This is a genomic window from Pelomicrobium sp. G1 (genome assembly GCF_051905455.1).
Classification (GTDB): domain Bacteria; phylum Pseudomonadota; class Gammaproteobacteria; order Burkholderiales; family UBA6910; genus Pelomicrobium.
The window spans coordinates 10,592-30,545 of sequence record NZ_JBQACR010000005.1; the positions used below are offsets into that span (position 1 = coordinate 10,592).

Genomic DNA, 19,954 nt, shown 5'->3' on the forward strand with positions numbered 1-19,954 from the left:
CGCTCGGGCCCGCCACTCGCTGCGCTCGTGACGTCCCAGCCGAGCGGTGCTCGGCTGGTCGAACCCGGCGGTTCGTCCACACACCCATCTGCCAGAATCAAAATAGCCCCACTGCGGGGGCTATTTTGATTCTGGCGGAGAGGGCGGGATTCGAACCCGCGGTACGGCTTTTGACCGTACACACGATTTCCAGTCGTGCACCTTCGACCGCTCGGTCACCTCTCCGTGCCGTGGCTGGCCCTGGAGGCGGGCCAAGGCCGCAAACATAAGGGAGAACGGGCTGCCTGTCAAAGGCCCAACAAGGCCCGACCCTACTGCCCGGAGCCCTGGAGCCGCTCCTCGTACTTCTGCACCATGGCCGTGCAAGCCGGATGGCCGGCGTACTCGGTTAGGCACAGCTTGAGCTTCTGTTGCCCGGCCCAGAACCAGATGAGGAAGACGAGAAAAAAGGCGATGAAGCCCACGTGCTGGTCCAGGATGAAGCGGGGGGTGATGAACCGCACCGCCCGGGTGACCGGAGAGGTGACGGTGCGCAGGATGAGATAAGGAAAGTTCTTCTCCCGGTTGGCCCCCGCCAGCACGTAAAGGATTCCCTGGCCGATCAGGGACAGGCCGACGATTTCGCACAGCAGCTTGAGGATGGAGAAAAACTGGAGCATGGAGGTCTCGTCAGCGGGAAAAGGATAGCACAACGGCCCGCGGCGCTGGAGCCGCACCGCGCCATGGGCGGCGTGGGAGGTTTTCGCTTGCGGGAGCGGGTTCCAGTGGAGAAAATGTAATGGACTTTTGAGAGGGGCCCGCCCAGGACCATGGACTTCGACACCCTGCGCTATTACTTGCGGGCGCGCATGTTCGAGCGGTTGCGCCGCTACGACCAGGCGGAGCGGGAATACCGCACCGCCCTGCGCTACGATCCCCGTTCCCCCAAGGTGGTGAGCGCCCTGGGCTATCTGCTCGCCCGGCGGGAGCGCTACGAGGAGGCCCTGGGGTATTTCGAGGAGGCGGTGCGGCTCAACCCGAAAAACGCCCATCTGCTCTTCGACCTGGGGTTCGTGCGGGAGAAACTGCGCCGCATCCGGCCGGCCATCGAGGCTTTCCAAGCGGCGGTCAGGCTGGATCCCAAGCTGGATCGGGCGTGGTACGGCATGGGCATGTGCTACGCCATGCTGGGCCGGCACGAGGAAGCGGTGGGGGCGTTCCAGCAGGCGGCCGAGCTGCAGCCCATGAACCCCCATGCCTGGTATGCCCTGGGGATGGCCTACCATCATACCCACAAGCCGGACAAGGTCAAAGAAGTGGTGCATCACCTGTTCCGCTTCGATCCCCTGATGACCCGCCAGCTCATCCGGGACGCGGAGCGGGCCGACCTGGCGCACCTGGTGAGGGATTTGAAGGTGTAGGGGAGCCCGTTGCGCAATAGAAAAGGCCCGCGCAAGCGGGCCTTTTCTCGGTGGGGCTGGCCGCCTAGGTCAAGTCGCCCGGGTATCGATGTCCCCCGCCAGGCTCGGATAGCGCACGTGGTCCACCAACTCGATCACCTCCTTATTGGTGTTGGGAGCGATCAGGCTGCCGATGATGGCGGCGATGAAGCCCGCTGGGATGCCGAAGACCCCGGCCGAAATGGGCTGGATGCCGAACCACATGTAGTCCGAGATCGGGCCGGTGACCCCGAACAGGCCCCGCATCCACGGCTGGGTGGTGGCCATGTAGTAGAAGCACACCCCCAGGCCGATCACCATCCCCAGGATGGCCCCCAGCTTGCTCGCCTTCTTCCAGAACACCCCCAGGACCAGGGCCGGGAAGAAGGCGGAGGCGGCGAAGGAGAAGGCCGCCGACACCAGGAACAGGATGTCGGCCGGCTTCTGGGCGGCCACGTAGGCGGCGAGCAGGGCCACGATCAGGAGCAGGGTCTTGGCCACCGCCAGGCGCCGGGAGGTGGGCGCGTTGGGGTCGATCATCTTGTAGTAGACGTCGTGGGAGAGGGCGTTGGCGATGGTGAGCAGCAGCCCGTCCGCGGTGGAGAGGGCCGCCGCGAGTCCCCCCGCCGCCACCAGGCCGGAGATCACGTAGGGCAGCCCGGCGATCTCGGGGGTTGCCAACACCACGATGTCGCCGTGGATGGCGATCTCGGCCCGCTGGATGATGCCGTCGCCATTTACATCCGAGAGGAAGAGCAAGGTCGGGTCCACCGCCTGCCATAGGGACACCCACCGGGGCAACTCGGCGAAGGCCGAGCCCACCAGGTTGGCGTAGATCTCGTATTTCACCAGCACGGCCAGGGCCGGCGCGGTGAGATAGAGCAGGCAGATGAAGAACAGGGACCAGAAGACCGATTGCCTTGCCTCCCTGACGCTCGGCGTCGTGTAATAGCGCATCAGGATGTGGGGCAGGGCCGCGGTGCCCACCATAAGGCAGAAAATGAGGGCCAGGAAATTGCGCCGTTTGACGGCGACGTCCTGTTCGTCCTTGCCGGCGAAGATCTCGGCGTGGCGCTTGAGCGGCGCCGCCCGGGCAGCCAACTTCTCATCCTTTTTCCACTGCTCGACGGCGGCCTCCAGGGTGGCCGGGTACTTCTTGAGCGCTTCCTCGGCCTTGACGATCTCCTCCGCCGGAGCGTTGGCCGCCTTCAAGTCGGCGAGCCGCTTCTCCAGCGCGGCTTTGCCGTCCGCATAGGCCTTAGCGGGGTCCTTTAGCGCCGCCTTGGCCGCCTCGGACTTCTGCTTGAAGATATCCCGGACTTCGTTTTCCTTGGGATCGGCGAGGATCTTGTCTTCGAGCTGGGTCACTTTCTGGAGCTGGTAGCCGTAGACCACCCACGGGGCCGGCACGCCGGTCTGCTTGGCCGCCAACCAGATGGGGGGAATCAGGTAGGCGATGATCAGGATGATGTACTGGGCCACCTGGGTCCAGGTCACCGCCCGCATGCCGCCGAGGAAGGAGCACACCAGGATGCCGGCCAGGCCGACGAACACCCCGATGCCGAACTCCAGGCCCGTGAACCGGCTGGTGATGATGCCCACGCCCATCACCTGGGCCACCACGTAGGTGAAGGAGCAAAGAATGGCGGCGAAGACCCCGATCAGGCGTGGGACGTGACCGCCGTAACGGGCCCCCAGGAAGTCGGGGATGGTGAACTGGCCGAACTTGCGCAGGTAGGGCGCGATGAACAGGGCTACCAGCACGTAGCCGCCGGTCCATCCCATGATGAAAGCCAGTCCATCGTAGCCCAACAGGTAAAGGCTACCGGCCATGCCGATGAAGGAAGCCGCCGACATCCAGTCTGCGCCGGTGGCCATGCCGTTGAAAAAGGCCGGCACCCGCCGCCCGGCCACGTAGTACTCGGCCACGTCCGCCGTGCGGCTCATGATGCCGATGCCGGCGTAGAGGGCGACGGTGGCGAACAGGAAGATGTAGCCGATCACCCGGTTCGGAATGCCCAGGGCTTCCAGAATGGCCAAGACGATCACGAAGGCGATGAAACCGCCGGTGTAGAAGCTGTAGTACTTCTTCAGCGCCTGGTTAAATTGAGCCTGACTCGAGACGGCCATCGGTCATTCCTCCCCTTCCGCGACCCCATACTCCTGGTCGAGCTTGTTCATGTAGCGGGCATAAAACCAGATGATGATCACGTAGATGATCAGGGCTCCTTGGGCGCCCACCCAGAACGGGAACGGGAAACCCAGGATCGTGATGGAACTCAGGCCCTTGGCGAAGAAGCCGATCACGTAGGTGACGAAGAACCAGATGAACAACAGAATTCCTGTAAGCCTCAGGTTCTTGCGCCAGTACTCCCGGTGTCGCTCGGTGAGCTGCATGGGCGTCCTCCTCTTGCGGTCAGTTGAATGAGGCGAAGTAGCTTGATGTTTTTATTGAATCCTAAGCTAGAATAGCTTACAGAATCCTTACGCCCGCCGGACCTTTTCTAGGGCGCCTTAACTTAGCTCTTTCAATGTAGCAACGGCCCGGGGCAAAGGCAAACGGTGGAGCGGGGAGCGCTGGGGGCCTAGGACCGCTGGAGGAGCCGTGAGAATCCTGGTGGTGGAGGACGACCCCGTGCTGGGGGAGGCGATCGAATTCGCCTTGAAAATCTCCAATTACGCGGTGGACCGGGTGGGCACCGGGGAGACCGCCGACCAGGTGCTCAAGCGCCATCCCTTCGACCTGGTGATCTTGGACCTGGGGCTGCCCACCGTGGACGGGTTCGAGGTGCTGCGGCGGCTTAGGGCCCGCTTGAGCGCCACCCCCGTGCTGGTCCTTTCGGCCCGGGACGCGCCGGACGACAAGGCCCGGGTCCTGGACCTGGGCGCCGACGACTACATGGCCAAGCCCTTCAGCGTGAACGAGTTCCTGGCCCGGGTACGGGCGCTGCTGCGCCGCAGCCGGTACAGCCTCCCGTCCCAGATGCTGGGGGAGGGGGTGAGCTACGACGCGGTCACCCGGACCCTGCAGGTGAAGGGCAAGACGCTGCCCCTATCGCCCCGGGAAGTGAGTGTGTTCGAGGTGCTGCTCCAGCACTTCGGCCGGGTGGTGAGCAAGGAGCAGCTTCTGGAGCGGCTCTGCGGTTTCGACGACGGGGTCACGTTCAACGCCATCGAGGTCTACGTGCACCGCCTGCGGAAGAAGCTGGAGAATAGCGGCGTCACGGTGCGCACCTTCCACGGGCGGGGCTACCAGCTCGACCACGGCGACGCCTCTTGAGCGCTCGGGCCTCAGCCGGTCAATCCCGAGACCTGATACTCCAGGGCCAGGCGCGCCTGCAGGGCTTTCGCCTGCCGCAGCGCCTCCTTGAGGATGCGACGCTCGAACCGGTTGAGCGCATAAGGGTTCAAGCGGTTGTTCGGCGGCAGGCCCTCGAGGATTCTCTGGTACTGGTGCTGGAGCCGCAACCGCTGGATGTGGTAGAACGCCTCGACCCAGGCTTCCACTTCGTCCCGGGGGAGGTGCAACTTTTCCGCCGAGCGCCGCAGCCGTTCCGCCGTGTTAGTGGCGGGCACCTGGGTGTGCAGGCTCAAGATGCGAGCGGCGTCCACGAACAGGGTGGCTCCGTTCAGCTTCAGATCGATGGTGTTGCGGTGCTCGCCGCTAGCGTCCACGGCGAAGTCCCGGAAAAAGCCCAGGGGCGGCCGGTTGCGCAGGGCGTTTTCCGCCATCTGGTGCAGGAAACGGCGGTTCGCGCTGGCATGGGGGAGCAGCCACTGCCGCAACTCCAGGGCGAGGCGGGCTTCCCCGTGCAGGGGACGGAAGTCGAAGAAGATGGAGCCGTGCAGCAGGGCTTCCGGGCTGCCGCTGTCGATCCAGGCGGCGAATTTCCCCCGCCACTCCTCCGCGCTCAGGCACCAGTGGGGGTTGCCCGCCATGATGTCGCCGCGGCACAAGGGGAAGCCGCAACGATCCAGGGTCAGGTTGATCCGCTGGGCGATCGGCAGCAGCCGCTCGCGCACCTCCCCTGCGGTCGTACCCCGGGGCACCTCGAAGAGGATCCCGTTGTCCTGATCGGTGCTTAGGGTCTGCTCCAGGCGCCCCTCGCTGCCCAGGGCGAGCCAGCACCAGCGGATCGGCTCCAGGTCCGCGCCGCGGAACTCCAGGTCGATCGCCCGCTGGGTGAGCAGATCGTTCAGCGAGGCGATGAACTGGGTGAGCTGCTCCGCCGCCACGCCCTGGACGAGCATGCTCTGGGCCAGCTTGCGCACCTCGGCGCTGAACTGCTGCAGGCTCTCCAGGCTGTCGGCGTTGCGGATGTCCTGGGAGAGCTGGCGCATGCTCACCCGCTGCAGGCTGAACAGGTCTTTTTCCGAAACGACCCCCACCAGCCGCCCGGCATCCACCACCAGAAGATGGCGGATCCCGTGGCGCACCATGGCCAGGGCCGCCTCGTAGGCGGTGGCGTGGGAAGGCAGGGTGGTGAGGCTGCGGGTCATCACCTGCTCGATGGGGTCGGCGAGGCTCCGTTGGGGCAGGGCGACCCGGCTCAGCAGGTCATGCAAGGTGAATATACCAAGGGGCCCGCCGGCCTGGTCCACCACGATCATGGAGCCGATGCCGTGCCTTTGCATGGTTTCCAGCACCGATCCGATGGAAGCGTGGGGCGGGCAGGTGACGGGCTTGTGGGCGAGGGTGGAGAGCAGGCGGTCCATGGGCGGCAGTTCCGCCGCGCCGGTGCGCCCGCCGGGCGGCGCCGTTTCCTGCCGCGTCTTTTCAGTACCGGACGCGCGCATAGTAGGTCCGCTGGGACGCCTCTCGGGCCTGCCGCAGGGTGTGGATACCCCGCTCGGCGAGGAGCGGAATCATCTTGAGGAACACTTCCGCGGTCACGATGGCGTCCCCGAGGGCCGTGTGCCGGCCCACCACGGGGACTCCCAGCCGTGCGGCGATCGCCTCCAGCTTGTGGTCTTCCTGATTGGGCTGGATCGCGGCGGAGAGGAGCAAAGTGTCCAGCACCGGTTGGTCGAACTTCACCCCCGCCTGGGCTTCCTTCATCTGCAGGAAGCGCAGGTCGAAAGCCGCGTTGTGGGCGACCAGCACCGAGTCCTCGCAGAAGCGATGGAACGCCGGGAGGACCGCCTCGATGGGGGGCTGGCCCCGGAGCATGGACGGGTCGATGCCGGTCACCTTGATGGATTCGGGCGACATGGGCCGGCGCGGGTCCACCAACTGGTCGAATACCTCGTGCAGGAGCAGCCGGCCGTTGACGATGCGCACCGCGCCGATGGAGATGATCTCGTCGCCCGCCGAAGGCTCCAGCCCCGTGGTCTCGGTGTCGAACACGGTGTACTTGAGCTCCGTGAGCCTGCGCTCGTCCAGCGCCGGGCTGGAGGGCTGCTGGCGGAAGAGGTCGAAGTCGTAGTATTCGGGCCGGCTCCCGGCCGGGGCGGGCAGGGCGAAGCCCACGGTTTCCGGGGCGCTGGCCGGGATCAGCAGGCGGAAATACGACTCCTGGGCGGGGCGGTCCCGCTGGTACCAAATCTCCCCGTCGTGGCGTTCGATCACGTCTTTCACCGTAAGGGGCAGGTCCTCGCCTCCCGCGGTGAGGGGCTCGCTCTCCCAGGCGAACACGGTTTCCGCCGAAAGGGGCGCGCCGCGCCACACCAGGTCCAGATGGGCGAGCCGTCCCTCGCCCGCGAGCCGCAGGCGCAGCTCCCACACGCCGAACTCCTCCTTGAGCCGGGCGGCCAGGTAGGCCAGGACCTGGACCAGGGCGAAGCTGTCCACCCGCATCCACAGGTCGGGGGCCAGGATTTCCGCCTTGGCGGCGAGGCCGAGCCGCGTCTCGATACGCCGGCAGGCGGCGGCCACCAGGTCCTCGCCCAGCATGTCCTCCATGACCCATTGCGCCTTCATGGCGTCGGAGAATTCCCGGATGGCGCCCTCGATGCGTTCGGAGAGACGGCTGGCTTCCTGGCTAATGACGGCGATAAAGCGCCCCTGCTGCTCGGCCGGCATGTCGGGAAAGCTCTGCAGCGTCTCCACCGCGGCGCGGATGCTGGCGAGCGCCGCCCGGCTGCCCTCCGTGACGGATTGCAGCAGGGCATCCCGACGGCTGCCCTGTTCCACGGTGCGCGTCACGTCCTCCAGGGTCATGACGAACCCGGTCAGCCCCTCGTTGCCGAGCACCGGCACCACCAGCGCCCGCACGAGTTGCCCCGAGGGAGCGGTGGTGACGAACCGGGCCACCGCATGGGGGCGCTTCTGGGAGAGCAGGCTGTGGATGGTGTCCAGGGCATGGAGGATCAGCGGCCGGTCGATCACGCCGAACACCGAGCGCCCTAGCCCCACCAGGCCGCCGGTCGCCGATCCCGCGGGATTGGCGGAAAGGAGCTGCCGGGCGCGGTTGTTGTAGAGCAGGATCTGCCCCTCAATGTTGCACACGAGCACCCCCTGGGCGAGCTCCGAGATCACCGCCGCCAGGCGGTTTTTTTCCTCCTCCACCGCCCGCTTGGCCTCTTCCACCCGGGCTTCCACCCGTTCCAGCAGGGCGTGGTAGTGCTCGGCGAAGCGGTTGACGCTTTCCACCAGGGCGCGCACGTCGGCAGCCCCTTCGGCGCTCGCGCGATGGGCGGGATTGGCCTCCAGCATGACCTGGAGGTCCTCCCGCAAGCGGCGGATCGGGGTCAGGTAGAGGTTGGAAAGGAGCTCGAGCAGGATCGCCAAGGCGAACAGGACGCCCACGGCCGTCATGGCGAACAGCACCGCCTGGTCCGCCAGCGCCTCCAGCGCCGGGCCCTGCAGCTCGGTGGGGAGCCGCCGCCAGACGAGCCAGCCCAGCAGCCCGGGCAGGCCCATCGCCGCCCCGTAGCAGAGAGCCAGGACGAGGACGAACCTCCCTCGGCTCACGCGGCCTGTTCCCCCAGAAGCTTCTTCACCTGGGCGATCAGCTCCTTGGTGGAGAAGGGCTTGGTGATGTAGGCGTCGGCCCCCAGGGCGAGCCCCTTGGCCACCTCCGTCTCCCGCCCCTTGGCGGTGAGCATCACGATTTTCACCCCCTGCCAGGCGGGGTCCTCTCGCAGCTTCTGGCAGACTTCGAACCCGCTTTTGCCCGGCAGCATCACGTCCAGCAGGATCAGATCGGGGCGGAATTCCTCGACCGCCCGCAACACCTCTTCCCCGTCGGTGGCGACCCGGATCTCGTAGCCGTGCCGCTCCATCAAGAACTCCAGCGAAACGACGATGTTGGGCTCATCGTCGGCGATCAGTATCCGCTTGCCCATGCTTGGCCTCCTCCGTTGCGGCGATTTCCCCTTGTGCGCCGGTTCTCGCGTCGGCTTGTCCAGCCCGCGCGGCCGCGGCGACCCGCTCGGGGGCGAGGGGGATGGTGAACGAGAACGTCGCCCCGCGCCCGGGCGCGCTCTCGACCCACAGCCGTCCCCCGAAATGTTCGATGATCTGGCGGCTGATGGGCAGCCCTAGCCCGGTGCCCGAGGGCCGGGCCCTCATCGTGTCCCCCACCTGCCTGAATTTTTCGAAGATCACTTTCTGGTGCTCGGGACTGATGCCGATTCCGTTGTCGCTCACGTCCACCCGCAGCGTCTTGCCCTCCCGCCTCAAGGTGACGGTCACCCGGCCCCGCTCGGGCTCGCAGAATTTCACCGCGTTGGAGAGCAGGTTTAGCATGACCTGCACCAGGCGGTCCCGGTCGGCGGTGATGCGCGGCACGTTCGCCTCCAGGCGGGTCTCCAGCTTGACCCGCTTCTCCTTAAAGAGCTGGGCCGTGGAGGCGACCGCCTCCTCGATCACCTCCCGCAGGTCCAGCTCCGTGTTGTGCCAGTCAGCGTTGCCGGATTCCAGCTTGGCCAGGTCCAGCACCTGGTTGATGAGCCGGGTCAGCCGCTCGCTCTCCTTGATGATGATGCCGAGGAAGCGGGTGCGCTCGGCCGCGTCCAGGTCGGGGTTGTCATGCAGGATCTCGGTGAGGGCGCGGATCGAGGTGAGGGGGGTGCGCAGCTCGTGGGTGACGGTGGAGATGAAGTCGTCCTTCAGCCGGTCCACCTCCTGCAGGCGCTCGTTGGCCGCCTTGAGCTCGGCGGTCGCCCTTTCCAGCGCCCGGGACTTGCTCTCCAATTGGCGGCTATAGGCGATGATCTGGGAGGTCTCGTCCAGGATGTTCAGGACCTCGTCCATGGTCAGGGGTTCCTCCTTTACCGTGGAGGCCACCATGACCCGGGCCGAGGCCGCGCCGATGGCGCCGGCGAGCAGGGTCTCGGCGTAGTGGACCAGGTCCGCGTCGGCCTGCAGGTCGCTTACGTCCTCCAGCCCGCGCCGGAGGGCGTACTCGCGCAGCGCCTCCTCGGCCCGTCCGGCCCCGAGGAAGCGGCTGAGCACGGGCCGCAGGTCGTCCACGGTGGCCGACCCCCGCCAGAAGCGCGATCCGGTGGACTCCGGGGATTTCTTGAAGGCGTCGACGAACAGGGTCGCCTGGCTGTGCTCCGCCACGCTCGGACGGGTGAGGAGGCTGCCGGCCACGTAGGCGCCGATGTTGGCCAGCATGCTCCAGAAGAGGGAGTGGGTGTTCTGGTCGAGACCCCGCAGGCCGAAAAGCTCCAGGGGTTTCAACAGCTCGATGCCTAAGGGGCCCGCTTCGAGGAAGGAGATGGGTAGCCAGCCGGAACGGGCGAAGGAGGGCAGGAGCAGGGTGTAGGCCCACACCAGGAAGCCCGCCGTGAGGCCGGCGATGGCGCCGGTGCGGGTTCCGCCCTTCCAGTACATGCCGCCGAAGAACGCCGGGGCGAACTGAGCCACGCCGGCGAAGGAGATGAGGCCGATGGACACCAGGGCGTACGCTTCCCCGGCGAGGCGGAAGTAGAGGTAGCCGAGCAGCAGCACGGCGACGATGGCGCCGCGCCGGATGCCGAGCAACAGCCCGGTCAGGTCCGGGCGTTCGGTCAGCCGCAACCAGCGCAGCCGCAGCAGCACCGGCATGACGAGATCATTGCACACCATGGTGGACAGGGCGATGGTCTCCACGATCACCATGCCGGTGGCGGCGGACAGCCCGCCGATGAAGGCGAACAGCGCGAGCGCTTCCTGCTGCTCGGCCATAGGGATGGTGAGCACGAAGGTGTCGGCGTCCACACCCCCGTCGGGAAAGCGCATGAGCCCGCCGAAGGCGATGGGCAGGACGAAGATGTTGATGGCGAAAAGGTAGAGGGGAAAGAGCCAGATCGCCTTCAGCACGTGCTTTTCGTTCACGTTCTCCACCACCGAGATCTGGAATTGCCGCGGCAGGAGCATGATGGAGAGCATGGACAGCACGGTGAGGGAGGCCCAGGTGTCGTAGGTGCCCGCGGCGCCGCCCACCGTGAGCAGGGCGTTCAGCTTGGGCAGCTCCGCTGCCCGGTCGAAGATGTCGGCGAAGCCGTTGTACAGGCCGAAGGTGACGAACAGCCCCACGGCGACGAAGGCGAGCAGCTTCACCAGGGACTCGAAGGCGATGGCCGCCACCATGCCCTCGTGGCGCTCGGAGGCGTCCAGGTGCCGGGTGCCGAAGACGATGGTGAAAGCCGCCAGCAGTAGAGCGATGTAGAAGGCGCTGTCGCTCACCACCGGCTGGGCCGCGCGCGCCGCCGGGGCGGAGACTTCCGGGTAGTGCAGCAGCAGGCTGAAGGTGTTGGACACCGCCTTCAACTGCAGGGAGATGTAGGGGATGATGACGATTACCGCGGTCACGGTCACCAGACCCCCCAGGAGCTGGCTCTTGCCGTAGCGGGAGGAGATGAAGTCGGCGATGGAGGTGATGCGGTTGGCCTTGCTGATGCGGATGATCTTGAGCATCACGAACCACCACAGGGCCGCCATCAAGGTCGGGCCCAGGTAGATGGGCAGGAACCCGATGCCGGTGGAGGCGGCGCGCCCCACGCTCCCGTAGAAGGTCCAGGAAGTGGCGTAGACCGCCAGGGACAGGGCGTAGATGTAGGGGTTGGCGATGACCGAGCGCCCGGCGTCCGCCCGCTTGTCGGCGTAATAGGCGATGGCGAACAGGATGCCCAGGTAGGCGAATGAGGCGATGACGATGACCGAGCCTTGCAGCATCGGCGGAGCTTAGTGCTCCCGCCGGCCCGGACGCGCCTCCACGATCCAGGCCATCAGCCCGATCAGCAGCATCCAGGCGGCGAAGATGTAGGCGAAGAGCAGCGGTATGCCGAAGACCTCGGCGTCGCTGTTGAAGAGGTCGAGGAGGGGGTAGTTGAACAACAGGCAGCCGACGAGGAACACGGCGATCAGCCGCTCCCCGGTCACGTTCTCCCTCATGGCGGCAACCCTTTCGGCGGTGGAGCTTTTTCCAATATTAGCACCTGGTATCCACCCCGCCCCGGCGGGCGGCTTCCGTTCAGGCCTTGGCCTTAGCGTCCATCCAGACTTCGATTCCTTGGGCGTTGAGCTCGATGTCCATGGCGAGGAGCTGCGCCGCGGTCTCCTCCGGCAGAGGACTGCCGCTGGCCTGGGCCTCCTCGAGCAGCAGCTCCCGCAGGCCCTCGGTGAGCACCCGGTGGCGCGCCGGCCCCGCGGAGCGGGCCTGCTCGGCCAGCCGCCGGTACTCCTCCAGCAGCCGGTGCAGGGTGGCCGCGTGCCGCGCCACGTGGGACACCCGGCTGTAGTGGGTGAGAAAAGCATGCCTGGGCTCGAGGCTCGCCAGGCGGTCGATGGAGACATGGGCCGCGTCGGGGTCGAACTGGGCCGGGGTCGAGGTGGGGAAGATGAACTCCGTCCCCTCCCCGTCGAACTCCCGGTAGGAGATGCCGAAGGTGTCGCCGGTGAAGACCGAGCGGGAGCGCGCGTCGTAGATGCAGTAATGGTGCCGGGCGTGGCCGGGGGTGTCGAGAAGAACGAGCTCCCGCCCGGCCAGGGAAAGGCGGAAGCCGTCGGGGGCTTCGATCAGCCGCTCGGCCGGCACCGGCAGCACCTCGCCGTAGAGCCGGCGGAATTCCTCTTCGCCGTAGACTGCCTGGGTGCTGGCCACCAGCTTCCCCGGATCTACCAGGTGGCGCGCTCCCCGGGGATGGACCACGATGGGGGTCCGGGGCAGGGCCAGGGCGAGCTGCCCGGCGCCGCCCGCGTGGTCCAGGTGGATGTGGGTGACCAGGATGTAGTCCACCGCGTGCCGATCCACCCCCAGCGCCTCCAGGGCGGCCAGGAGCCCGGGGACCGAGCGGCTGGTGCCCGTGTCCACGATAGCCGCTCGGCCCCGCTCCACGATGACGTGGATCGCATCCAGGTTGGGCCGGTAATAGCCCGAGTCCACCGCGGCGATGCCATGGTCGTACTGAATCAAGGCGGGCAGCGTCACCGGACAGTGTTTGGAAAAGGAGAAAACCGGCGGGGCGCCCTCGAATGGTACCCCGCCGGAGCAGGGGTCCGCCGGCTCAGCGCGTCGGACGCTCCCGCCGTCCAGGGCCGACCGCGGACGAGACCCGCCGGCTCACTGGGTCACCTTGAGCTGCTCCAGGATCGCCGGATTCTCCAGCGTGGAGACGTCCTGGGTGATCTCCTCGCCCTTGGCGATGGAGCGCAACAGCCGGCGCATGATCTTGCCCGAGCGGGTCTTGGGCAGGTTGTCGCCGAAGCGAATCTCGTCGGGCTTGGCGATGGGGCCGATCTGCTCGCCCACCCAGTTCCTGAGCTGGGCGGCGATCTTCTGCGCCTCCTCGCCCACCGGCCGTGGGCCTTTCAGGACCACGAAGGCGACCACCGCCTCCCCCTTCACCTCGTGGGGCTTGCCCACCACCGCCGCCTCGGCCACCTGGGGGTTCGCCACCAGGGCGGACTCGATCTCCATGGTGCCCAGCCGGTGGCCGGAGACGTTGAGCACGTCGTCGATGCGCCCGATGATCCAGTAATAGCCGTCCATGTCCCGGTTGGCGCCGTCCCCCGCCACATAGAGTTTGCCGCCGAAGTCGCTGGGGAAGTAGCTCTTGACGTAGCGCTCGGGATCGCCCCAGATGGTGCGGATCATGGCCGGCCAGGGACGCCGGATGACCAGGAAGCCGCCCTTGCCTTTTTCCACCGACTGGCCGGTCTCGTCCACGATGTCGGCCATGATGCCGGGCAGGGGCAGGGTGCAGGAGCCGGGCTTGAGGGGCGTCACCCCCGGCAGCGGGGTGATCATGTGGCCCCCGGTCTCGGTCTGCCACCAGGTGTCCACGATGGGGCAGCGCTTGTTGCCCACCGTCTCGTAGTACCACATCCAGGCCTCGGGGTTGATGGGCTCTCCCACGGTGCCCAGGATGCGCAGGCTCGAGAGGTCGTACTTCTTGGGCTGCTCCGCCCCGGCCTTGATGAGGGAGCGGATGGCGGTGGGAGCGGTGTAGAACACCGTCACCTTGTGGTCCTGGATCATCTTCCAGAAGCGCCCCGCGTCGGGGTAGGTGGGCACGCCCTCGAACATCACCTGGGTGGCGCCCACGGCCAGGGGCCCGTAGGTGATGTAGGTGTGCCCGGTCACCCAGCCCACGTCGGCGGTGCACCAGAAGATGTCGCTCGGCTTGTAGTCGAAGGTCCAGCGCATGGTGAGGGCGGCGTGCACCAAGTAGCCGCCGGTGGAGTGCTGCACGCCTTTGGGCTTGCCGGTGGAGCCGGAGGTGTAGAGCAGGAACAGGGGGTGCTCGGCCTCCACCCACTCGGGCTCGCAAGTGTCCCCCTGGCCGTTCACCAGGTCGTGCCACCACAGGTCCCGGGAAGCGTTCCAGGCGATGTTGGCGCCGGTGCGCTTGTAGACGATGACGCTTTTGACCGATTCGCAGCCGCCCATCCCTAGGGCCTCGTCCACCGCGGGCTTCAAGGGGATCGCCCGCCCGCCCCGCATCTGCTCGTCCGCCGTGATCACCGCCACCGCCCTGGCGTCGACGATGCGCTCGTGGAGCGCCTTGGCCGAGAAGCCGCCGAAGACCACCGAATGAATGGCGCCGATGCGGTTGCACGCCTGCATGGCCACCACCGCCTCGATGCTCATGGGCAGGTAGATGACCACCCGGTCCCCCTTCTTGATCTTGAGGGACTTGAGACCGTTGGCGAACTGGCACACGCGCCGGTACAGCTCCTTGTAGGTGACCTTGGTGACCTTGCCGTCGTCGGCCTCGAAGATGATGGCGGTCTTGTCCGGCTGGGTGGAGAGATGCCGGTCCAGGCAGTTGTAGGAGGCGTTGAGCATCCCGTCGCTGAACCAGCGGTAGAAGGGCGCCTTGCTCTCGTCCAGCACCTGGGTGAACGGTTTATGCCACGCGATCTGTTCGCGGGCGATTCGGGCCCAGAATCCCTCGTAGTCTTGTTCGGCCTCCTTGCACAGCGCCCGGTAGGCGTCCATGCCCTTGACGTTGGCCTGCTTCACGAACTCTTCGCTGGGGGGAAAGACCCGCGTTTCCTGGAGCACTGATTCGATTGCAGCCATGGCTTCCTCCTTCAAGGTCATGGAATGATGAAAAATCCTGCCGCCGCTTCTTTCGTTTTAGAGCATTTTAGTGCGGCGCGGTAAGCGCGCGCCACGATCGTCTCCGGCCGGGCGCGGCCTTTTGGCCTATAACCTTAACCCTAATCTTATATAAGACACAAGACTTATCGACTTTTTGTAGCTCCGGTCCGCCAGCGCCATCGTCCCACCATTGGGAAACAGGGACAGGTCATGCGGCGGGGGCGGCGCGCATGTGGTACCCTACGGGGCGTTTTGGGACGGACGCCCGGAGGATTCCGGGTTTCCCACCCGGCCCGGGGAGCGGGGGTCCGCGACGGGCTACGGCTCCCGGGCGGGGGCATGATCAACGGCGGGCCTCCCCGCATTGCACGATAGTGAACCTGGTCAGGTCCGGAAGGAAGCAGCCACAGCTATTCTCTGCAAGTGCCGGGGGTCAGGCTCGCCACCCTTTCATCGCGCCGGTCAAGGGTTGCCGACCGTTGACCGCCTTCCTTCCTCTGCCCCGGGGGCGGAGAGGAAGGGAGCGTTAGGAGAACCAACAAGTGAAAAGAATCCTTGCGTTTCTGGGCGCGGTGCTGGCCGCCCCGGTCTGGGCGGTGGACGGGATCGCCCTCGAAGGGGGGGTGTCGGACTCTTCCAACGCGGACGTGAGCCTCGTGCGGGTGGCGGCCCAATGGGATTGGAAGGTGCACTGGCTAGAGCGGGCGGGCTGGTCCCTGGGAGGCTATTGGGACTTGCAGATCGGCCGCTGGATGAACGATAGCTTGAACAGGACCAACTCGGGGCTGTGGGATATAGGCTTGACCCCCGTACTGCGGCTGCAGTGGGCGGGCGCCGGCGGCTTCATCCCGTACTTGGAGGGCGGCATCGGGGCCCACTTCCTGTCGGAGACTTCGGTGAGCCGGCAGCGGCGCTTCGGGTCCAGCTTCCAGTTCGGCGATCACTTGGGGCTGGGGCTACGCTTCGGGCCGCGCCAGGCCTTCGACCTGAGCTATCGCTTCCAGCACCTGTCCAACGCCGGGATCAAGTCCCCCAACAACGGCATCAATTTCCATCAGGTTCGCTTCGGTTACTGGTTTTAGGGTTTGATCGGTGACGCAAGTCCTGGCCCGCAAATGGCGCCCCCGCCGCTTCGAGGAGCTGGTGGGGCAGGAGCACGTGGTGCGGGCGCTGGCGAACGCCCTGGAGCAGGGCAGGCTCCATCACGCCTATCTTCTGACCGGAACCCGGGGAGTGGGCAAGACCACCCTGGCCCGGGTGCTGGCCAAGGCGCTCAACTGCGAGGGCGGGGTGAGCGCCACCCCCTGCGGGGCGTGCAGCGCTTGCCGGGAGATCGACGCCGGCCGCTTCGTGGATCTGATCGAGCTGGACGCCGCCTCCAACACCCAGGTGGACCACATGCGGGAGCTGCTAGAGAACGCCCTCTACGCCCCGGTGAGCGGCCGCTACAAGATCTATATCATCGACGAGGCGCACATGCTCTCCCGCAGTGCCTTCAACGCCATGCTCAAGACCCTGGAGGAGCCGCCGGAGCACGTCAAGTTCGTGCTGGCCACCACCGACCCCCAGAAGATCCCGGTCACGGTGCTGTCCCGCTGCCTCCAGTTCAACCTGAAGCGCATCCCGGCTCCCCAGGTGGCCGGGCGGCTGCGCCAGGTGCTGGAGGCGGAGGGAATCCCCTTTGAGCCCGCCGCGGTGCAGCTCCTGGCACGGGCGGCCCAGGGGAGCCTGAGGGACGGCTTGAGCCTCCTCGACCAGGCGATCGCCCATGGGGGCGGCCGGGTGCAGGAGGCCTCGGTGCGAGCTATGCTGGGCACGGTGGCGGGGGGCGGCCTCGGCGCCATCCTGGCGGCGGTGAAGGCGGGCGACGGCGCCCGGCTGAAGGCCATCGCCGACGAAATGGAGGCCGCCGGCGCTTCCTTCGAAGGAGCGCTCCAAGACCTGGCCGCCCTGCTGACCCAGGTGGCCCTGGCCCAGGCCGCCCCGGGGGCCTTGGGCGAGGAGGTTCCGGACCGGGAGCAGGTGCTGACCCTGGCGCGCCTCCTCGACCCGGAGGAGGTGCAGCTCTACTACCAGATCGCCATCCACGGCCGCAGCGAGCTCGATCTCGCCCCGGACGAGTACGCCGGGTTCACCATGACGCTGCTGCGCATGCTGGCCTTCGCGCCCCAGGGGGAGGAGACTCCTCCGGCCCGTTCCCTCCCGCCGGCCGCCGGGGAGGCTCCCGCCCCGGCGGCCGCGTCCAGCCGGGCGGCGTACCGGACGGAGGTGGACTGGCCGGCCCTCGTGGCGAGCCTCGGGCTTTCGGGCATGGCGAAGCAGCTCGCCGAGCATTGCGAGCTGGCGGGTCTGAACGACCAGGAGCTCTCCCTTCGCCTGCCGGAGGCCCACCGCTACCTCCTGGACAAGCGCTACGAGGAGCGGGTGGCGGAGGCCGTGCGCCGGCACTTCGGGCGGCCGCTCAAGGTAAAATTCACTTGCGGCGCCGGTGCCGGCCTCTCCCCGGCCGAAATGGCCAACCGGGAGCGGCGCGAGCGCCAGCGGAAGGCCATCGAGGCGATCGAAAAGGACCCCTTCGTGCGCGAGCTGATCGAGAACTTCGACGCGCGACTGGTCGATTCCTCCATCAAGCCGCTCAACTGAAGCCACACGCGGGAGCATACCGATGAAAGGCGGAATCGCCGGGCTCATGAAACAGGCCCAGCAGATGCAGGAAAACCTGAAGCGCGTCCAGGAAGAGCTGGCGAGCCTGGAGGTGGAAGGCCAGGCCGGCGCCGGGATGGTGAAGGTGGTGATGACCTGCCGCCACGACGTCAAGCGGGTCGTCATCGATCCCAGCCTGCTGGGCGGCGAGGACAAGGACATGCTGGAGGACCTGGTGGCGGCGGCGGTCAACGATGCGGTGCGGCGGGTGGAGGCCACAATCCAGGAGCGCATGAGCGCCGTGACCGCCGGCATGGCCCTACCCCCCGGGCTCAAGCTGTTCTGAATCCCCGCCGCCCGCGGCGAAAGGCCTGCCTTTCGCTGGGCGGGGCGCTTTCCGTCCGCCGCGCGCCTCCAGTTTCCGCTTGTTTCCATGAAACCCGTCTCCAGCCTGGAAGACCTGGTGCAAGCCCTGCGCTGCTTGCCCGGGGTCGGACCCAAGTCGGCCCAGCGCATGGCCTATCACCTGCTGCAGAGGGACCGGGAGGGGGCGGCCCGGCTCGCTAAGGCGCTGGAACAGGCCCTCGCCCGCATCCGCCACTGCGAACGTTGCAACAACTTCTCCGAAGAGCCCGTGTGCGAGCTGTGCCGCTCCCGCCGCCGGGACCCCGCTTTGCTGGCCGTGGTGGAGACCCCGGGGGATCTCCTCATGATGGAGCAGGCCCAGTGCTACCAGGGTCTCTACTTCGTGCTGATGGGACGTCTTTCCCCCCTGGACGGGATCGGCCCGCGGGAGATCGGTCTGGATCGGCTGCTCAGGCGGGCCCAGGACGGGGTGGTGCGGGAAGTGATCCTCGCCACCAACTTCACCGTGGAAGGGGAGGCCACGGCCCACTATATCGGCGAGCTGCTGCGCGGCCACGGGCTCAAGATCACCCGCATCGCCCGAGGACTGCCCGTGGGCGGGGAGCTGGAGCACGTGGACGCGGGGACGCTCGCCCAGGCGGTGCGGGAGCGGCGGGGCCTCTGATGGCGGGCGCGGCCCAGGGGGAACGGCTGCAGAAGGTCCTGGCCCGGGCGGGCTTCGGTTCCCGCCGGGAGATCGAGGAATGGATCCGCCAGGGACGGGTGAGCGTCAACAGCCGGCCGGCGGTGCTGGGCGCCCGGGTCAAGCCGGGAGACACGGTGCGCCTCGACGGGCGTACCCTTCGGGTGTCCCCGGCCCAGGAAGTTCGGGTGCTCCTCTACCACAAGCCGGCGGGGCAGATCGTGAGCCGCCGGGATCCGGAGGGCCGCCCGAGCGTGTTCGAGCACCTGCCACCGGCCCGGGGCGGCCGCTGGGTGCCCGTGGGACGGCTCGATTACAACACGGAGGGGCTGCTCATCCTCACCACCTCGGGGGAACTGGCCCACCGCCTCATGCACCCCCGCTACGCGATGGCGCGGGAGTACGCGGTGCGGGTGCGAGGGGCGCTCACCGAGGAGGAAAAGCAGCGGCTCCTCTCCGGCGTGCGGCTCGAAGACGGCATGGCCCGGATCGAGGTCCTGGAAGACGCCGGCGGTTCGGGGAGCAACGTGTGGTACCGGATGACCCTGCGGGAGGGGCGCAACCGGGAGGTGCGGCGGCTCGTCGCCGCGGTGGGCCACGAGGTGAGCCGGCTCATCCGCATCCGCTTCGGCCCTGTCGCCTTGCCTTCCGACTTGAAGCGGGGCCGCTGGCGGGAGCTGGCGCCGGAGGCGGTGGAAGCCCTGCTCCAGGCGGTGGGCTTGCCAGCGCCCTCGCCCCGGACCGACGCCGGCAAGAAGAAGCCCGCAAGCCGCCGGGCCTCCCAGCCCGCCGCTTCCCCGGAGCGGCGGGAACGGTTCCGCCCGGATGGCCGGCGGACTGCCGCCCGGCGGAGCAGACCCCCGCGCCTCCGGGGCTGAATTCCGAATCGGAGATCCGAGAGGGATGACCATGGAGCAAGACCCGAAACTCGCCCATTCGATTCTCGAGCAGGCGGCGGACGCCGTGATCTTCGCCGACGGCGATGGCGTGATCCGCTTCTGGAACCGGGCCGCCGTGGCGCTCTTCGGCTTTGGGGCGGAAGAGGCGCTAGGGGCGAGTCTCGACCTGATCGTGCCGGAGCATTTGAGGCGGGCCCATTGGGTGGGCTTTCGCCGCGCCATCGAATCGGGGACGACCCGGCTCGGCGGACGCGCCACCATCACCCGCGCGCTGCACAAGAGCGGCAAGCGCCTGTACGTGGACATGAGCTTCGCCGTCGTTCGCGGACCCGACGGAAGCGTCGTGGGCTCGGTCGCGATCGCGCGGGATGCGACCGCCCGCTACGAGGAAGAGAAGGCCCGCCGCCAGCCCGCCGCGGTACGATGAAGTTTTATGACGGCGCACGGTCCCCGGGCCGGTAGGGACCG

The 19,954-nt window shown here is 67.3% G+C and carries 18 protein-coding genes, 1 tRNA gene and 1 other RNA gene; 9 read left to right on the top strand and 11 right to left on the bottom strand.

The genetic code is table 11. The features are described 5' to 3' along the window. Positions 1-132 precede the first annotated feature (132 nt). Both ACTFO6_RS06440 and ACTFO6_RS06445 read right to left on the bottom strand, forming a co-directional pair. A tRNA-Ser gene (locus tag ACTFO6_RS06440) sits at positions 133-225 on the bottom strand. A gap of 86 nt (positions 226-311) precedes the next feature. Further along, positions 312-659, bottom strand: a complete 348-nt coding sequence (locus tag ACTFO6_RS06445; protein WP_439933636.1) for a hypothetical protein — start codon at positions 657-659, stop codon at positions 312-314. A gap of 150 nt (positions 660-809) precedes the next feature. Here ACTFO6_RS06445 and ACTFO6_RS06450 point away from each other — a divergent pair, with 150 nt between their 5' ends. Next, positions 810-1,400 (top strand): tetratricopeptide repeat protein, encoded by a 591-nt coding sequence (locus ACTFO6_RS06450; RefSeq protein ID WP_439933637.1) that lies wholly within the window; start codon positions 810-812, stop codon positions 1,398-1,400. 69 nt (positions 1,401-1,469) lie between these two features. Here ACTFO6_RS06450 and ACTFO6_RS06455 read toward each other — a convergent pair whose 3' ends face one another. Both ACTFO6_RS06455 and ACTFO6_RS06460 read right to left on the bottom strand, forming a co-directional pair. Continuing rightward, positions 1,470-3,548 (bottom strand): VC_2705 family sodium/solute symporter, encoded by a 2,079-nt coding sequence (locus ACTFO6_RS06455; RefSeq protein WP_439933638.1) that lies wholly within the window; start codon positions 3,546-3,548, stop codon positions 1,470-1,472. A 3-nt stretch (positions 3,549-3,551) separates the two neighbouring features. Next, on the bottom strand, positions 3,552-3,815 hold the full coding sequence (locus ACTFO6_RS06460; RefSeq protein WP_439933639.1) for a DUF4212 domain-containing protein: 264 nt from the start codon (positions 3,813-3,815) through the stop codon (positions 3,552-3,554). A 208-nt stretch (positions 3,816-4,023) separates the two neighbouring features. Here ACTFO6_RS06460 and ACTFO6_RS06465 point away from each other — a divergent pair, with 208 nt between their 5' ends. Beyond that, positions 4,024-4,698 carry a response regulator transcription factor gene (locus tag ACTFO6_RS06465; protein ID WP_439933640.1) on the top strand — a complete coding sequence of 225 codons (675 nt, stop codon included), beginning with the start codon at positions 4,024-4,026 and terminating at the stop codon, positions 4,696-4,698. A gap of 11 nt (positions 4,699-4,709) precedes the next feature. Here ACTFO6_RS06465 and ACTFO6_RS06470 read toward each other — a convergent pair whose 3' ends face one another. The 7 genes from ACTFO6_RS06470 to acs form a co-directional block, all read right to left on the bottom strand. Further along, positions 4,710-6,134, bottom strand: a complete 1,425-nt coding sequence (locus tag ACTFO6_RS06470) for a putative nucleotidyltransferase substrate binding domain-containing protein (RefSeq protein WP_439933641.1) — start codon at positions 6,132-6,134, stop codon at positions 4,710-4,712. Positions 6,135-6,195: 61 nt separating this feature from the next. After that, positions 6,196-8,331, bottom strand: coding sequence for an exonuclease domain-containing protein (locus ACTFO6_RS06475; RefSeq protein WP_439933642.1), 2,136 nt, complete (start codon positions 8,329-8,331; stop codon positions 6,196-6,198). Beyond that, complete coding sequence (locus tag ACTFO6_RS06480) at positions 8,328-8,705, bottom strand: response regulator transcription factor (RefSeq protein WP_439933643.1); 378 nt, start codon at positions 8,703-8,705, stop codon at positions 8,328-8,330. Before ACTFO6_RS06480 ends, ACTFO6_RS06475 begins: the two co-directional genes overlap by 4 nt. Next, positions 8,674-11,523, bottom strand: a complete 2,850-nt coding sequence (locus ACTFO6_RS06485; protein ID WP_439933644.1) for an ATP-binding protein — start codon at positions 11,521-11,523, stop codon at positions 8,674-8,676. Before ACTFO6_RS06485 ends, ACTFO6_RS06480 begins: the two co-directional genes overlap by 32 nt. Before the next feature lie 9 nt (positions 11,524-11,532). Then, positions 11,533-11,742, bottom strand: coding sequence for a hypothetical protein (locus ACTFO6_RS06490; RefSeq protein WP_439933645.1), 210 nt, complete (start codon positions 11,740-11,742; stop codon positions 11,533-11,535). 79 nt (positions 11,743-11,821) lie between these two features. Continuing rightward, complete coding sequence (locus ACTFO6_RS06495) at positions 11,822-12,763, bottom strand: MBL fold metallo-hydrolase (protein WP_439933646.1); 942 nt, start codon at positions 12,761-12,763, stop codon at positions 11,822-11,824. A 147-nt stretch (positions 12,764-12,910) separates the two neighbouring features. Further along, positions 12,911-14,875: an acetate--CoA ligase gene (acs, locus tag ACTFO6_RS06500; protein ID WP_439933647.1), complete on the bottom strand. Its 1,965-nt coding sequence runs from the start codon at positions 14,873-14,875 to the stop codon at positions 12,911-12,913. 369 nt (positions 14,876-15,244) lie between these two features. Between acs and ffs the strand changes: the two genes are divergently transcribed. The 7 genes from ffs to ACTFO6_RS06535 all read left to right on the top strand — a co-directional run bounded on the left by ffs (position 15,245) and on the right by ACTFO6_RS06535 (position 19,913). Further along, an RNA gene (ffs, locus tag ACTFO6_RS06505) (signal recognition particle sRNA small type) lies at positions 15,245-15,343 on the top strand. Positions 15,344-15,438: 95 nt separating this feature from the next. After that, positions 15,439-15,978 carry an acyloxyacyl hydrolase gene (locus tag ACTFO6_RS06510; protein ID WP_439933648.1) on the top strand — a complete coding sequence of 180 codons (540 nt, stop codon included), beginning with the start codon at positions 15,439-15,441 and terminating at the stop codon, positions 15,976-15,978. 10 nt (positions 15,979-15,988) lie between these two features. Then, entirely contained in the window at positions 15,989-17,539 is a 1,551-nt protein-coding gene (gene dnaX, locus ACTFO6_RS06515) for a DNA polymerase III subunit gamma/tau (protein WP_439933649.1), read from the top strand. Between the two features lie 22 nt (positions 17,540-17,561). Beyond that, positions 17,562-17,885: a YbaB/EbfC family nucleoid-associated protein gene (locus tag ACTFO6_RS06520; protein ID WP_439933650.1), complete on the top strand. Its 324-nt coding sequence runs from the start codon at positions 17,562-17,564 to the stop codon at positions 17,883-17,885. A gap of 87 nt (positions 17,886-17,972) precedes the next feature. Continuing rightward, a complete protein-coding gene (gene recR / locus ACTFO6_RS06525; RefSeq protein WP_439933651.1) occupies positions 17,973-18,569 on the top strand; it encodes a recombination mediator RecR in 597 nt (198 codons plus the stop codon). Next, positions 18,569-19,465 (top strand): pseudouridine synthase, encoded by an 897-nt coding sequence (locus ACTFO6_RS06530; RefSeq protein WP_439933652.1) that lies wholly within the window; start codon positions 18,569-18,571, stop codon positions 19,463-19,465. Before recR ends, ACTFO6_RS06530 begins: the two co-directional genes overlap by 1 nt. A gap of 31 nt (positions 19,466-19,496) precedes the next feature. Then, on the top strand, positions 19,497-19,913 hold the full coding sequence (locus tag ACTFO6_RS06535) for a PAS domain S-box protein (protein ID WP_439933785.1): 417 nt from the start codon (positions 19,497-19,499) through the stop codon (positions 19,911-19,913). The last annotated feature ends 41 nt before the right edge of the window (positions 19,914-19,954 follow it).

Coding starts and splice junctions, on each gene's coding strand:
- ACTFO6_RS06490 (WP_439933645.1), bottom strand. CDS start 11,742: ATGAGGGAGAACGTGACCGGGGAGCGGCTGATCGCCGTGTTCCTCGTC.
- acs (WP_439933647.1), bottom strand. CDS start 14,875: ATGGCTGCAATCGAATCAGTGCTCCAGGAAACGCGGGTCTTTCCCCCC.
- ACTFO6_RS06470 (WP_439933641.1), bottom strand. CDS start 6,134: ATGGACCGCCTGCTCTCCACCCTCGCCCACAAGCCCGTCACCTGCCCG.
- ACTFO6_RS06450 (WP_439933637.1), top strand. CDS start 810: ATGGACTTCGACACCCTGCGCTATTACTTGCGGGCGCGCATGTTCGAG.
- ACTFO6_RS06445 (WP_439933636.1), bottom strand. CDS start 659: ATGCTCCAGTTTTTCTCCATCCTCAAGCTGCTGTGCGAAATCGTCGGC.
- ACTFO6_RS06460 (WP_439933639.1), bottom strand. CDS start 3,815: ATGCAGCTCACCGAGCGACACCGGGAGTACTGGCGCAAGAACCTGAGG.
- ACTFO6_RS06530 (WP_439933652.1), top strand. CDS start 18,569: ATGGCGGGCGCGGCCCAGGGGGAACGGCTGCAGAAGGTCCTGGCCCGG.
- ACTFO6_RS06520 (WP_439933650.1), top strand. CDS start 17,562: ATGAAAGGCGGAATCGCCGGGCTCATGAAACAGGCCCAGCAGATGCAG.
- ACTFO6_RS06455 (WP_439933638.1), bottom strand. CDS start 3,548: ATGGCCGTCTCGAGTCAGGCTCAATTTAACCAGGCGCTGAAGAAGTAC.
- ACTFO6_RS06480 (WP_439933643.1), bottom strand. CDS start 8,705: ATGGGCAAGCGGATACTGATCGCCGACGATGAGCCCAACATCGTCGTT.
- recR (WP_439933651.1), top strand. CDS start 17,973: ATGAAACCCGTCTCCAGCCTGGAAGACCTGGTGCAAGCCCTGCGCTGC.
- ACTFO6_RS06485 (WP_439933644.1), bottom strand. CDS start 11,523: ATGCTGCAAGGCTCGGTCATCGTCATCGCCTCATTCGCCTACCTGGGC.
- ACTFO6_RS06535 (WP_439933785.1), top strand. CDS start 19,497: ATGGAGCAAGACCCGAAACTCGCCCATTCGATTCTCGAGCAGGCGGCG.